The organism is Paenibacillus aurantiacus (assembly GCF_042431225.1).
Lineage (GTDB): Bacteria > Bacillota > Bacilli > Paenibacillales > Paenibacillaceae > Paenibacillus_Z > Paenibacillus_Z aurantiacus.
This window is the reverse complement of the sequence record NZ_JBHMDO010000047.1, coordinates 1-14,067: the sequence shown is the minus strand read 5'-3', so window position 1 is coordinate 14,067 and position 14,067 is coordinate 1. Positions and strand designations below refer to the sequence as shown.

The window sequence follows — 14,067 nt, the reverse complement described above, 5'->3', positions numbered from 1 at the left end:
CAAGATAGACCGCATTTCGATAGGTGAACGAGCGCACCGGTTCCGAAAGGCGCCATGCGCAACAAAGAGAAGGACCTTGCAGCCCTGAGGGCTGGAAGGTCCTTCTCAACTTTAACCAGTCAAGCGCTCTCGCTCACACTTCCATAATAATCGGCAGAATCATCGGCCGCCGCTTCGTCTGCGCGTAGAGGAACTTGCCGATTGCGTCCTTAATTCCCGTCTTCATCGCGCTCCATTGGCCGGCGTGCTCGGTCTTCATCTGATTCAGCGTCGAGACGGCGATCCGCCCGGCTTCCTCCAGCAGCCCTTCGGATTCCCGGACATAGACGAACCCGCGCGAGATGAGATCAGGGCCCGAGAGCACCGAACCATCATGCTTGCTCAGCGTGACGACGACGATGAGCAGGCCGTCCTCGGACAGCAGCTTCCGGTCGCGCAGGACGATATTGCCGACATCGCCAATGCCAAGGCCGTCGACGAGCGTGCTGCCGGCCGGTACTTTGCCCGCCTTGCGCGCCGAGCCGGCCGAGAATTCCACGACGTCGCCATTGCCCACAAGGAAAATATTCGCCGGTTCCACGCCGACTTGCTCTGCGAGCTGCCCGTGCAGATAGAGCATCCGATATTCGCCGTGGATCGGAATGAAATAACGCGGTTTCATCAAGGTGAGCATCAGCTTCAACTCTTCCTGGCTGGCATGGCCGGAGACGTGCATGCCGGTGACGGAGCCCGAGCCGTAGATGACTTTGGCGCCGAGCTGGTACAGATGATCGACGATGCGAGAGACGTTCCGCTCGTTGCCCGGGATCGGCGTCGCCGACAGAATGACTGTATCGCCGGCTTCGACCGACAGCTGCCGGTAATCCGAGCGGGCTAGGCGGGACAGGGCGGCCATTGGCTCGCCTTGACTGCCCGTGCAGAGCACCGCGATCTGGTGCGGCGCGTAGCGATGTGTATCGCCGGGTTCGATGAGAATGCCGTCCGGCACGTTCAAATAGCCGAGCTCGGCGGCGATCGTCACGACGTTGATCATGCTCCGGCCGAGCAGTACGAGCCGCCGGTTCGTCTTGTGGGTCGCGTCGATCACCTGCTGCAGCCGGTGCACGTTCGAGGCGAAGGTGGCGATGAATACTTTCTGCCGCGCCTTGAAGAACGCTGCCTCGATCGACTCGCCGACCAGCCGCTCGGAAGGGGTGAAGCCAGGACGTTCCGCATTCGTGCTCTCGGAGAGCAGAGCCAGCACGCCGCTTTGGCCAATCTCGGCCATCTTATGCATATCCGCATACTGTTGGTTAACCGGCGTTAAGTCGAACTTGAAGTCGCCGGTGTGGACGACGCGGCCCTCTGGCGTATCGAAGACGACGCCGAGGCAATCGGGTATGCTGTGATTCGTCTTGAAGAACGACACGATGATCTGGCCCAGCTTCACGCTCGACTTGGAGTCGACCGGGATCCGCTTCGTGCTGCCGAGCAGACCATGCTCTCGCAGCTTCCCTTCAATAAGGCCAAGTGTCAACCGGGACGCATAGATCGGCATATTCAGCTGCTTCAGGATATAGGGAATGCCGCCAATATGGTCTTCATGGCCATGGGTGACGATCAAGCCGCGAATATAATCCCGGTTGTCGAGCAGATACGTAATGTCCGGGACGATCAGATCGATGCCGAGTAGGCTCTCGTCCGGGAATTTGGAGCCGGAGTCGACGACAATGATATCTTTGCCGTATTGGATCACGTACATGTTCTTGCCGATTTCTTGAACACCGCCTAGAGCGAAGATCGACAAGGTAGGTTCGTTCGATGGTTGCATGGATGGCGCCTCCGATCATAAAATTCTTATAAGATTAAGGATGCACGTTTTCCAGTCAATTTATAAAATGGAAATGCGCGCATAACAAATTCTTCCTCGGCGCACCTTAATTTGGGTTGAACGCCAGTTGACGCGAAAGGAGGAAGAGACGATGCCGCATAGAAAAGAAATCGAGACCGACGGTGATCCGAACACGCAGTATGAAGATGTAAGCGCCCATGAGCGCACCGGGTTTTTCGTTAGCGATGCCGATGCCGAGGATCAAGTGCCGGACGATACGTACGTCGAAACGGCTAATCCGAGTTTTTGAAGCATTACATGGTTAGAGAAGGCAGGAGGATGAGAAGCGTCGTACCTGTCTTTTCTGCCTGTTCGCAAGTCCGTTCGGGTGTATGCGGTTCGTTTCTTACGCTTTACCCGTCCGTCCGAAGCGTCAATCCACCGCAGCGCTAACCTCATTCCTCGCTTCGTTTCTGCGCTATACCGTATGATTCTTCGTTTATCGACTAATACTGAAATCGATTACAGTCAATTTGCGCGAATAATCCGCCATTCATTCCAAAAATGATTGTAAACGATTACAGAGGGATCTATAATGTATGTAGGTATCCCAAGAATGGAGCGATCTTCCACATGAAAGAACCTACGATTATGGACGTGGCGCGTCAGGCCGGCGTCTCGGTTGCGACGGTCTCGCGCGTTTTGAATGGCAGCACATTAGTAAACGCTTCCACCCAGGAGAAAGTGATGGAGGTGGTCCGTTCCATGCACTATACGCCCAACGCGATTGGCAAACAGCTTCGCTCCCAGAAGACGATGACGATCGCCGTCGTCGTGCCGGACATCAGCATCACCTATTGCGTCGAGATCATTAAAGGCATCGAGAACACGGCCAACCCCCTTCATTATAAAATCATCATATGCGACGCACAGAATAAGCCGGAGAAGGAACGAGAGTTCATGACGCTGCTCGTCAGCCGGACTGTCGACGCGCTCATTCTGGTCACGCCGAGCCAGACCGACGCGGAGCTGGCGACTTATGCTGATAACGGCTACACGCTTGGTGTCATCGGACGGGACACAGGCCATGACGCCATTCCGTGCGCGCTCACGGATAACGTGAAGCTGACGCGTCAGGTGATGACCCATCTGATCGGGCAGGGGCACACTCGTATTGCTTTCCTGAGCGGCTTCGCGACCGCGATCGACAACTACGAACGGCTGGAAGGCTACATGAAAGGGCTCCAGGAGGCGAGGCTGCCGTTCATGCCGGAGCTCGTCGACAATGGCGATTTTACGGAGGAGGGCGGTTATGCGGCGTTCATGCGGCTGTGGGAGCGCAACACTGGCTTGACGGCCGTATTCGCGGCGAATGACGAGATGGCGCTCGGGGTGCACAAAGCATGCGGCGAGCTGAACATTCCGATTCCGGATCGCATGGCCATCGTCGGCGTGGACAACAGCCGGCTGACGAACTACGTCAGGCCGCAGATCAGTTCGGTGGAGCAGCCTTTGCAGACGATGGGCGTGCTGCTGGCCGGCAAATTGATCGACCAAATGAACGCCAACGAACAAGCAGGCCGTCGCATTTTCAAGATTGACTCGATATTGGTCGTCAAAGGCTCATCGCTCGGGAGGACAGAGGAGGGGCAAGGATGAAGCGTAGAGGTGCGGATAACCGTTATTACGGTCAATTCTTCTTGGCGATGACGGTGTCCATCGTCGTGACGATCGCGGTGTTGTCGATCATTCTGTACGTCCATTTCGAGCGAATCTCCCTGAAGCAAGCCTATGACGGCACGATGGAGCGCCTAGAGCAGACGACGCAGGAAGCGTCTGTCATGTCGGTGACCGCGGCGACGTTCGCCAAGCAAATTTACAGCGATCCGCACGTCGCCAATTTGCTCAACTTCCCCAATGCCGACGCTATCGATGTGAGCACGGCGGTCAAGCAGCTGAACAATTACCGCGAGACGTCGCCGTTCATCGACTCGATCTATGTGTACAACGCGAAAGCCCGCACGTTCTATGTCAGCTCGGACATGTCGGTGCCATCCGTGTTCGCCGAATCCGAGTTCTACGATCAGGAGATGGCGGAGATGGTATCCCGTCTGAACGATTTCGAGACGCTAATGCCGATACCGCGGAAGCTGAAGATCGAAGGACTCGCCGGTAATATCGCAGAGAAGGAACGAGATACATATACGTTCCTGCTGTACGATACGCTTACTCGCAGCGGGCGGAAGAACGTCGTCGTCGTCAATATCAAAGAGACGCAGCTGCACAAGCTGATTGATGGCTCGCTTACGAATGACGCGACCAATTCGTTCGTCATCGACGCCGCTGGGCGACTTGTCTCTAGCAGCTGGAAATACCCGATGCTGTCGGATATGCGTCAGGCATCCTATATTAGCCGCGTGCTGGAGGCGCCCGAAGGCACGGGCTATTTTGCCGAGCAGGTCGACGGTGTCAAGTCGCTCGTCAGTTATACGGAGCCGGATTATTTGGGCTGGCGTTATATCCGTATCGTCCCTTACAGCCAGATCACCGCGCAGATTATGGACATGCGCAACAAGACGATCGTCATCGCGGGTTCCATCTTGCTGGCCGGTCTTGCGCTCTCGTATTTGGTCTCGCGGCGTCTATACGCCGGACTCAGCCATAAGCTGAGTCGCCTGGGTAAGCTGGAGGCGGAGAATAGGGAGGCGCTCGCAGCCCGGCGATCTGACTGGCTGAAGAGCCTGCTGAAGGACGGCGGAGATACGGATGCGCTGCGCGTGAAGCGGAACTTCGAAAGGTACGGGATTCCGCTCGATCCGCAGGAAGCGTTCCGCGTCGTCATGCTTGCGATCGACGATTACGGCACGTTCTCGGAGCAGTACACCGCGCAGGATCGCAGGCTTATTCGCTTCGGCATGCAAAATATTGCGCAGGAAATAATGCACGCGTCCGGACTTGCCGCCGTAGCGGTGGATATGGGCGAAGACCATGCGGCCTGTCTTATTCAAGCGCAGCATCCGGGCAGCATGGATAATGATCGTTTATCCGATATTTGGGCTACCATCCAATCTTCCGTACTCGGCTATTTGAAGCTCTCCGTCACGCTGTCCGTCAGCGGGAACGGCGATGGCATCAACGCCGTCAACGCGTTGTATGAAAGCGCCTTGGAGGCTTCTTACTACAGGCTCTTCGAGGGGAACGGGGCTGTAATATACACAGCTGACGTTGAAGCGAAGAAGGCGAGGACATACGACTATCCGACAGGCAAAGAGAAGCAGCTGCTGGAGGAGCTGATGCTCGGCCGAATGACGCAGGTGAAGCAGCTGTTCGCGGAGATCTTCGACGAGGCCGCGAATTATTCCTACATGTCCTTCCAGCTGGCCGTCACGAGACTGTCGTTCGCCCTGCAGAACACGCTTCGGGCTATGAATCAGCATCATGCGGCGGACGGGGAGCTAGCCGTGCCGTCTCTGCATCTGTACACGAACTACAAGGTACAATCGCTGGAGGAACTTAAGACGAGCTATATGACGCTGTTCGCGGCTGTCGGCCAGCGGCTGGACGAACGTAAGCGCAGTCGACACGACGATCTGCCGGACCGGATCAAGGCACTCATCGAATCCCGCTATGCCGACCCGAATTTGTCGCTCGACATGCTGTCGGAGGAGCTGGGCTTGTCGGCCACGTATCTGGGCCGCATATTCAAGCAGCATACGTACCAGACGATTCTGGGCTACATTAGCGAAGTGCGGATGAACCGGGTCAGAGCGCTGCTCGCGGAGACGAACGATCCCGTCGGCGAGATCGCCGAGCGGGCAGGCTTCGCGAACAACCCGTACTTCTACAAGGCGTTCAAGAAATATAACGGCGTTACCCCGGCGGAATACCGGAAGAACAGCAGACAGCGGCAGGAGGAGGGCGAAGACGCGATTCTCGCGTAGCCGAATAATCGCAGGCATCGGCAGGCATCCGCCAGCATCAGTACGCATGCTTCGTCGCCAATGATGGACGCCATCCTCATCCGGATGACCAGCGCGTCAGATGCCTCCTCCTACGTTCCGATCAGTCCTTGCCGACGCGGCAAGGATTTTCTTTATATAGGGAAAAGTTGGTGGTTAAATCCCTGTAGATAAAGTAAAGCGTGTCCGCGCAAGCGGACGAAAGCGAAGGTCAGCACGCAGCCGGCCATCTGCTCTGACGAACATGAAACTACCCAAGGCTAAACGTTGCGAATGAAGCTCGAACAACAGCCTGTCCGAAGGACAAGCGGGCTGCGTATGTCAGGACACATCGAAGAGGCCGCGTACCAAGTCACGCTTATTAGCGAGTACAGAGGGTGCTAACCCTCTGGTTCCCCTCCAAGCGGAGGAGTAAATCGACTGAAGCATTGTCCGCCAGGACAAGAGCATGCCCAATCGAAGCAACCCGCCAACCGCGAACAAACGAGTCATAACGAAAAAGGGGAGTCCAGAGGGCGAAGCCCTATGGTTCCCTCGGCGGAGGGGGAAGGGGGAGGAAGCGATTGACTGAAGCATTGTCCGCCAGGACAAGAGCATGCCCAATCGAAGCAACCCGCCAACCGCGAACAAACGAGTCATAACGAAAAAGGGGAGTCCAGAGGGCGAAGCCCTATGGTTCCCTCGGCGGAGGGGGAAGGGGGAGGAAGCGATTGACTGAAGCTTTGTCCGCGAGGACAAAAGCGTGCCCCGCTCAAGCCGACCCGCCGACCGCGAACAATTGTGGCTGCACGAAGAGGGAGTCCAGAGGGCGAAGTCCTATGGTTCCCCTCGGCGGAGGGGGAAGGGGGAGGGAGTCCACAGGAGGGGGGAGGAAATAAGTGACCCTGTTCGCAAAAGGATAGCCGCCATTTCGCGCCAAAAGTGAACGAGATCGCGGATAGTCAGTTGTAGCCAGGTGGTCCGCTCTCTAATATGGGCATAGCGGGACGGCAACGGAGCTCGGAGCAAGAGGCGGATTCGCCGAGCCGAGCGCTCGTCCTAATTTTGCACAAGAAGGAGGGCCACATCGACATGACCGGCAAACATGGCCTGATGCGCGAACTAAACCGCAATAAAACGTTGTTTCTTATGATCGCGCCGACGCTGATCTTTTTCATCGTCTTCAGCTATGTCCCGATGGTCGGCATCTACTACGCGTTCACGAAGTTTGATTTCGAGGGGGGCTTGTTCGGCAGCGAGTTCATCGGATTCGAGAATTTCAGATTTCTGTTCGAATCCGGTCTGCTGTGGAATTTGACCAAAAACACGGTGCTCTACAATCTGGCGTTCCTTATTATCGGCAACGTCATGCAGCTGGTCTGCGCGATCTTCCTCTCGCAGCTGCCCGGCAAGCTGTTCAAGAAAACGGCGCAGTCCGTCATGTTCCTGCCATACTTCCTATCGTGGGTGCTGGTCGGCGCGTTCGTCTTCAATTTGTTCTCCGACCTCGGCGTCGTCAACACGGTGCTGAAGCAGCTGGGGATGCAGCCGTACGATTTCTACATTCAGACCGCGCCGTGGAAGTACATCATCGTCTTCTTCAGCGTATGGAAAGGGCTCGGCTACGGCACTGTCATCTATTTAGCGGCGATCATGAGCATTTCCGACGAGCTGTACGAGGCGGCGAGAATCGACGGGGCGAACATTTTCCAGCAGATCCGGCATATTACGCTGCCGCTGCTCAAGCCTACGTTCATTCTGCTCATCCTGTTCAGTCTCGGCGGCATTCTGAAGGGACAGTTCGACCTGTTCTACCAAATTATCGGCAGCAACGGCATGCTCTACGACGCGACGGACATCATCGACACGTACGTGTTCCGCTCGCTTACCGTCAACTTCGATATCGGGATGGGCACCGCGGCCGGCTTGTATCAATCGTTCTTCGGCTTCATGCTCATCATGTCGGTCAATTACATCATTAAGAAAACGCGCGAAGACTACGCGTTGTTCTAGAAGGGGGAACGCTCCATGCAGATGAAAGCCGAACCGGCCACGCGGGTGTTCAACCTTGTCGGCTACGCGCTGCTCATCGTCATTTCGCTGCTGTGCCTCATCCCGTTCTGGCTGATCGTCGCCGGATCGTTCACGGATGAGCTGGAGATCGTCTCGGACGGCTTCAAGCTGTTCCCGCATACGGTCTCGTTCGAGGCGTACAAATCCGTCTTCCAGACGCCGGAGCAAATTATACGCGCTTACGGCGTGACGATCGGCGTCACGGCCGTCGGGTCGGCGCTCGGCTTGCTGCTGACGTCGATGGCGGGGTACGTGCTCTCGCGCCGAGATTTCGCCTACCGCAATTCGCTCTCGTTCTTCATCTACTTCACGACGCTGTTCAGCGGCGGTCTCATCCCGTGGTATATCATGATGACGAAGTATCTCGGGCTGAAGGACAGTTATTGGGCAATGATTCTGCCGCCGCTCATCAGCGCGTGGAATATCATCTTGATGAAGAATTTCATGAAGTCGATCCCCGATTCGATCATCGAGTCGGCCAAGATCGACGGGGCAGGCGATTTCCGCATCTACCGCCAGCTGATTCTGCCGCTGTCCACGCCGGGTCTCGCCACGATCGGCCTGTTCCTCGCGCTTGGCTACTGGAATGATTGGTTCAACGCGAACGTGTTCATTACCGATGACGGCAAATATCCGCTGCAATTTCTGCTGTACAAAATCCTATCCAGCGCGGCGGTGCTGCAGACCGATAACGGCGCTTATCTCGCCGCGAACATCGTGCCGCCGACCGAGACGCTCAAGATGGCGGTGGCGGTCGTCGCGACGGGGCCGATCATACTGCTCTATCCGTTCGTGCAGCGGTATTTCGTGAAAGGGCTCACGATCGGCGCGGTCAAAGGGTAAGCAAGAGGCAAGCAAGAGGCAAGCAAGGACTTCATTTTATGAGTTATAGAAGAATAGGGAGGCGTCAAGAGATGGGCATGAAACAAAAACGGGCATCGCTCCTAGTCGTACTGACGATGCTGACGAGCTTGCTGGCCGCATGCGGCGGCAATAACAATAACGGCGGCAATACGCCGGCACCGTCGAACGACGGGGCTGCGACGAATAAAGGAGCGGCTGTAAGCGGCGAGGCAGCGGCAGACGGAGAGAAGAAGCTCGATAAGGTCGAGCTGACGTGGTATCTGCTCGGGGATGCGCACAAGGATCAGGATAAAGTCGTCGCCGAGTTCAACAAAATGCTGTCTAAGGATCTGAACACGACGATCAAGCTGAACTTCACGACATGGAACGACTGGCAGACGAAATACAATCTGCTCCTTACCTCCGGCGAGAAGGTGGACATGATCTTCGCCTCTAGTTGGGCGGATTATTACAAACTCGCCAAGCAAGGCGCATTCCTTGATCTGAAGGATATGCTGCCGCAGTACGCGCCCACGACGTGGGGCAACGTGCCGAAGCAGGATTGGGAGTCCGTCACGGTCGGCGGCGGCATCTTCGCGGTGCCGAACACGAACGCGGAGTATACGCCGGACGGCTTCGTCTATCGCGAAGACTGGCGCAAAGAGCTGAATTTGCCGGAGTTTACGGATGTGAATTCGATCGAAGCCTATCTCGACGCGGTGAAGACGCAGAAGAAGGTGACGCCGATCAATGGCGCGGCGTACGAGAACGTGCAGCGGTTGTTCCGCACGTGGTACGACTTCCAGCCGATCGGCTCGGACGTCATCGGCGCGACGTCGTATAACACTCCGCGCGATATCCAAGTCATCCCGTTCACGGCACAGTTCGAAGAATGGGTGAAGAAGATGAAGACGTGGGCGGACAAAGGCTACTGGAACAAGAACGCCCTGTCCTCCAAGCAGGAAGCCGGGGACTTCATCAAGACCGGCCAAGGCGCGTACTACTGGCGCAATCCGTCCAGCGCGGGCGGCTTCATCAACGAGATTACGGCCAAGCAGCTGAAGATGGAGATCGGCTACTTCCCGTTCACGCGTTTCCACAACTATGTCATCCCGACGCTGCCGATCGCCAACGGCATGGCGATTCCGAAGAGCTCGAAGAATCCGGAGCGCTCGCTCATGGTGCTTGATAAGCTCCGCAACGATCCGGCGTATTTCAACCTGCTGACATACGGCATCGAAGGCACGCATTGGGCGAAAGGCGAGAACGACAAGACGATCGTCATCCCGGCGCCGGGCGTCGACTTGAACAAAACGCCGCGCTACGATATCGCAAGCTGGGGCTGGCGCTACGAGCCGAACATGAAGGCGGAGAAAGGCGGTTGGGCCGGCCTCGACAAGCTGAAGGAAGAGTTCAAGCCCATTAGCAAGCCGGATATCTTCGGCCCGATCTACATGGACTACGAGCCGGTCAAAGCGGAACTCGCCGCAGTCAACCAAGTGTTCGAGCAGTACGGCAAGCCTCTCATGCTCGGTCTGACGAGCAACGTCGACGCATCGCTCAAGACGTACCGCGACAAGCTGAAGGCTGCGGGCATCGAGAAGGTGCTCGAGTACGTAAAGACGGAAGCGAACAAGTATTTCGACGAGAAGGGCATTCAATAATGGAGTAGGCGCTCATCCCGGCTGCGTTGGCAGTCGGGATTTTTGACATGGAAAAACCCCTCCGATCAACAGGGAACGAATCCATCGAACATGAATTCTTCTCCTGCTTGCGTGAGGGGTCTGCCATCTTCAAATTTGATAAGTGGCTGCTAGGAATCCACTTGAACGGTCTTCCCGTCGCGGTCGACATAATACCACGTCTTGTATTCATCCAGAAGCGAAGGGTCGGTGCTAGAGCGATAATAGCTCGCCGTGTATTTGAAATCGGTCGTATTGTTGTCAGTAAGCGAGAAGGAGATTTCGACGTCGGGATACGAGAAGTTACGTTCGGCGTGCTCCTTCACAAACCGCTCCTTGACAAGCTTCTGCTGTACCTCGCTGCTAAGAAAGAAGGTCCGGCTATCCTGGAAGATGCGTGCTTGCTCGTCATCTTGGCCCTTTAGCAGATAGTGGAACACCAATGTCGTATCCGTGAACTTGACGGATATCGCCTCGATCGATGGATAGGCATCTTGAATCTGCTGTTCGAATGCCTTCACTTCGTCGGTGCGGACGGCCTGGCTTGCCGTACATCCCGCAGCCGCAAGCAGCGTGCAGCAAAGCAAGATGATTGCCGTAAGCCGCATATCAATCCCTCCTCACGCCTGCCGCCAATGGAGATGCAGGTTATGAAAAATAAATAAGTCCCGGCGAACCAATAATACCTTCAAATGCTTTCATCGCATCGAAGTGCGTACGGTAATTGATGCTTTCTCTGCGGCCCCATGTCGAAACCGCAATCCAGCGATTGTCATTCACATCCCGGTAATACTTGGTGATGGTCATCCAATGCCACTCGAATTCATAGTCGGAGAACTTCGACAAGTTGAGCGTCCCGACGGGGACGTTGCTATTCAGACCCGCCTTAATATAAGTAGCAGTGTTGTCTAAGGTGAAGGAGGCACTGCTTGTGACGCGTTTGAGGGTAACGCCTTTGTCTTTCGCATAAGTCTCGACATCGTCGGCGAAATCCCAGATCGATAGCTCGCCAAGCTTGCCGGGATTGATTCGGCTGTACATCGTATTCATATGTGCTAAGAAATCGGCATGTGATAGCGTGCTGCCCGTGTACAGTTTGCCATACTTCGTCGCGTTTGTCACCTTTGCCATATAATTGGTGATATTGGCTGCCGCGACCGGACCGCAGCCGTTGGACTGCTCAGAGCTCTTCGCATACCAGCCTTGGTCTCCGCCGTAGCTGTAGACGCCGCTGCCTTTAGGGTATTCAATCGGTACGAATTGCGAGAAATTACGCTCCGAGGAAAGACTGACGTCCTCTTTGGTTACGGTGGCGGCGGCAGCCGCGCTCGTGTCCAGGGCAGCCGAAGCAGATGGCGAAAGCAAGTCTTCAGACGGAACCGCTTGGAGAGGGTCGGCCGTTTTCATAATTTTTTGCAAATGCTGCTGATTCTCGCTGCTGCGAATGGATCGATAGTTCGCTTGAATGGCTGATTTGTTGTTCGTTATGAGAGCCGTAACATCGGCAGCAGCTGCCGATGGGGATGTAACATCCGCATATTTTTGGCCATCGCCATTGGTTGATTCTACGAAATACTTATACGGCGGAAGGAAAATCACGCGGGCATCGGCAGCGCCTGCCGCCAACTCCTTGTCCCGCTGCGCGCGAAAGGCTTCTACCGCATTGTCTTCGATTCGAATGGAATAGACGTCGTATCCGTCGGCGATCGCCCCAACGGTCATAAATCCGATCTCCTTGCCGCCTTCCATCAGAGGGATCATGTAAGCGAATACATTTCCGGCTAAATCATACAACTCCAAGAAATCGGATGACACCCGGATCGATTTGCCCCTCGTCTGGATATCGTCTTTCATGTAATTTTGGATGTGATAGCGCGCAATCTTCAGGATATCTTTTTTGCTCAAAGCAACAGCCGAGTTCAAACTTACGGCCTCATTCACAACCTGGATCTCGGGTTGTTCCGCGCTTACCGTCACGCTGGTCTGGACGATACTGCAAAGCAATACACCCGCGGCCAATCTTCGAAACGACTTGTTCATCATTAATTCGCCTCCATTGGTATCCAACCATGTCTAGTAGACTCGTCTACTATTATCACGATATAGCAATAATCCGTCAATCGAGTAATATAATCCCATAAGAGTTATATGATGTGATGACGCAAGGCGCGCTCAGTTGGATGAAAAAAAGCCAGCCAGAAATTTCTGGCTGACCTCATCTTCTTGGCTATCCCATGCCAACCGACGAAACGGAGGGCCATCTTCCTCGACGAATAACGTACCGGAATAAAAGGAATCGCGCTGCTTGTACGGGAAGGAAGGCGATAAACGTTGCGCGAAAGGCTAGCGCAAATTCGGAATGGCGACATCAGCATTGACGTCTGCCTCATAATCGACGCCGTCCGTCTCGAAACCGAACAGCTGGAAAAACTCGCGCCGGTAGCCCTCCAGGTCGGATAACTCGTACACATTCTCTGTCGTCAGCGCCGTCCATAGACGCGCGACTTCGGCTTGAATGTCTTCGCGCATTTCCCAATCATCTACGCGAATGCGCCCTTTCTCGTCCACGGCAGCGGGCATCGCGCCATACAGCCGCTCGGCGAACAACCGGTACATTTGCTCGATGCACCCTTCGTGATTCCCTTGTTCCTTCATCACTTTATAGAGCGCCGAGATGTAGAGCGGCACGACCGGGATCGCCGAGCTGGATTGCGTGACGAGCGCCTTGTTGACCGAGACGAAGGCGCGTCCGCCCGATGCGGCAAGCTGATCGTTCAAGCGGATCGCAGTGGATTCCAGATCGTCCTTCGCGCGCCCGATCGTTCCTTCGCGGTAGACGGCATGCGTGATCTCCGGCCCGATATAGGAGTAGGCGACGGTCGTCGCGCCTTCGGCCAGCACATCGGCTTCCTGCAGGGCGTCGATCCACAGCTGCCAATCTTCGCCGCCCATCACCGCGATCGTCTGGCGGATCTCGTCGTCCGTCGCCGGTTCGATCGTCGCGAAGGAGACATCGCCGGTGTGGAAGTTGACCGTCTTGTTCGTATACGTGTCGCCGATCGGCTTAATGACCGAGCTGAACGTCTCGCCCGTCTTCGGATGCGTCCGGCGCGGGGAAGCGACGCTGTAGACGACGAGGTCTACTTTGCCCAGCTCGGCCCGGATCAGCTCGATCGTCTTGGTCTTGATCTCGTCCGAGAAAGCGTCGCCCACGATGCTGAACGATCGGCGCCCGGCCTCGGCGGCTGCCTGCTCGAACGCCGCGGAATTATACCAGCCGGCCGATGCGGTGCGGGCGCCTTCGGCGGCTTTGTCGAAATAAACGCCGATCGTATCCGCCCCGGCCGCGAACGAGGCGACGATGCGGGAGGCTAGTCCATAACCGGTCGACGCGCCAATGACAAGCACGCTGCGCGGGCCTTCGATCGCGGGCTGAGCTTGGACATAATCGATTTGGCGGCGAACTTGGCTTGCGCAGCCCTCCGGATGCGCGGTCGTGCAAATGAAACCGCGTGTTTTCGGTTGGATGATCAAATTGGAACAATCCCTTCTATACAGGAGTGGAAGCGGGGTGCCAAGATGATGGGTTCTATCGTTATTGTACCGATTCGCACTTGGCAATGGAAGCCTTTCCAATCGCAGTGGGCGAGGACGCAATGCAAAGGGGGTGTCCCAAAAGTCATCAAAAGATGACCTTGGGATACCCCCGTTTTTTAAAAAA

At 55.9% G+C, this 14,067-nt stretch carries 10 protein-coding genes; 6 read left to right on the top strand and 4 right to left on the bottom strand.

Annotated features, from left to right (window positions below; all coding sequences use genetic code 11):
* Positions 1–133 precede the first annotated feature (133 nt).
* On the bottom strand, positions 134–1,810 hold the full coding sequence (locus tag ACFFSY_RS28430; RefSeq protein WP_377500564.1) for a ribonuclease J: 1,677 nt from the start codon (positions 1,808–1,810) through the stop codon (positions 134–136).
* A gap of 151 nt (positions 1,811–1,961) precedes the next feature.
* Between ACFFSY_RS28430 and ACFFSY_RS28425 the strand changes: the two genes are divergently transcribed.
* The 6 genes from ACFFSY_RS28425 (at position 1,962) to ACFFSY_RS28400 (ending at position 10,328) form a co-directional block, all read left to right on the top strand.
* Positions 1,962–2,120: a hypothetical protein gene (locus ACFFSY_RS28425; protein WP_377500562.1), complete on the top strand. Its 159-nt coding sequence runs from the start codon at positions 1,962–1,964 to the stop codon at positions 2,118–2,120.
* Between the two features lie 323 nt (positions 2,121–2,443).
* Complete coding sequence (locus ACFFSY_RS28420; RefSeq protein WP_377500560.1) at positions 2,444–3,469, top strand: LacI family DNA-binding transcriptional regulator; 1,026 nt, start codon at positions 2,444–2,446, stop codon at positions 3,467–3,469.
* Complete coding sequence (locus ACFFSY_RS28415; protein ID WP_377500558.1) at positions 3,466–5,751, top strand: AraC family transcriptional regulator; 2,286 nt, start codon at positions 3,466–3,468, stop codon at positions 5,749–5,751. Before ACFFSY_RS28420 ends, ACFFSY_RS28415 begins: the two co-directional genes overlap by 4 nt.
* A gap of 1,089 nt (positions 5,752–6,840) precedes the next feature.
* Positions 6,841–7,761, top strand: a complete 921-nt coding sequence (locus ACFFSY_RS28410; protein ID WP_377500556.1) for an ABC transporter permease — start codon at positions 6,841–6,843, stop codon at positions 7,759–7,761.
* A 15-nt stretch (positions 7,762–7,776) separates the two neighbouring features.
* Positions 7,777–8,664: a carbohydrate ABC transporter permease gene (locus ACFFSY_RS28405; protein WP_377500553.1), complete on the top strand. Its 888-nt coding sequence runs from the start codon at positions 7,777–7,779 to the stop codon at positions 8,662–8,664.
* Between the two features lie 71 nt (positions 8,665–8,735).
* On the top strand, positions 8,736–10,328 hold the full coding sequence (locus ACFFSY_RS28400) for an extracellular solute-binding protein (RefSeq protein WP_377500551.1): 1,593 nt from the start codon (positions 8,736–8,738) through the stop codon (positions 10,326–10,328).
* Between the two features lie 149 nt (positions 10,329–10,477).
* On the opposite strand, the gene ACFFSY_RS28395 is transcribed toward ACFFSY_RS28400, so the two are convergent.
* The 3 genes from ACFFSY_RS28395 to fabV all read right to left on the bottom strand — a co-directional run bounded on the left by ACFFSY_RS28395 (position 10,478) and on the right by fabV (position 13,880).
* On the bottom strand, positions 10,478–10,954 hold the full coding sequence (locus tag ACFFSY_RS28395; RefSeq protein WP_377500549.1) for a hypothetical protein: 477 nt from the start codon (positions 10,952–10,954) through the stop codon (positions 10,478–10,480).
* Positions 10,955–10,994: 40 nt separating this feature from the next.
* Entirely contained in the window at positions 10,995–12,389 is a 1,395-nt protein-coding gene (locus tag ACFFSY_RS28390; protein WP_377500546.1) for a hypothetical protein, read from the bottom strand.
* A 300-nt stretch (positions 12,390–12,689) separates the two neighbouring features.
* A complete protein-coding gene (gene fabV / locus ACFFSY_RS28385; RefSeq protein WP_377500544.1) occupies positions 12,690–13,880 on the bottom strand; it encodes an enoyl-ACP reductase FabV in 1,191 nt (396 codons plus the stop codon).
* Positions 13,881–14,067: the final 187 nt, after the last annotated feature.

Bases quoted from the DNA above. Each gene is read 5' to 3' on its own strand.
- ACFFSY_RS28430 (WP_377500564.1), bottom strand. From the start codon at position 1,810: ATGCAACCATCGAACGAACCTACCTTGTCGATCTTCGCTCTAGGCGGT.
- ACFFSY_RS28425 (WP_377500562.1), top strand. From the start codon at position 1,962: ATGCCGCATAGAAAAGAAATCGAGACCGACGGTGATCCGAACACGCAG.
- ACFFSY_RS28420 (WP_377500560.1), top strand. From the start codon at position 2,444: ATGAAAGAACCTACGATTATGGACGTGGCGCGTCAGGCCGGCGTCTCG.
- ACFFSY_RS28415 (WP_377500558.1), top strand. From the start codon at position 3,466: ATGAAGCGTAGAGGTGCGGATAACCGTTATTACGGTCAATTCTTCTTG.
- ACFFSY_RS28410 (WP_377500556.1), top strand. From the start codon at position 6,841: ATGACCGGCAAACATGGCCTGATGCGCGAACTAAACCGCAATAAAACG.
- ACFFSY_RS28405 (WP_377500553.1), top strand. From the start codon at position 7,777: ATGCAGATGAAAGCCGAACCGGCCACGCGGGTGTTCAACCTTGTCGGC.
- ACFFSY_RS28400 (WP_377500551.1), top strand. From the start codon at position 8,736: ATGGGCATGAAACAAAAACGGGCATCGCTCCTAGTCGTACTGACGATG.
- ACFFSY_RS28395 (WP_377500549.1), bottom strand. From the start codon at position 10,954: ATGCGGCTTACGGCAATCATCTTGCTTTGCTGCACGCTGCTTGCGGCT.
- ACFFSY_RS28390 (WP_377500546.1), bottom strand. From the start codon at position 12,389: ATGATGAACAAGTCGTTTCGAAGATTGGCCGCGGGTGTATTGCTTTGC.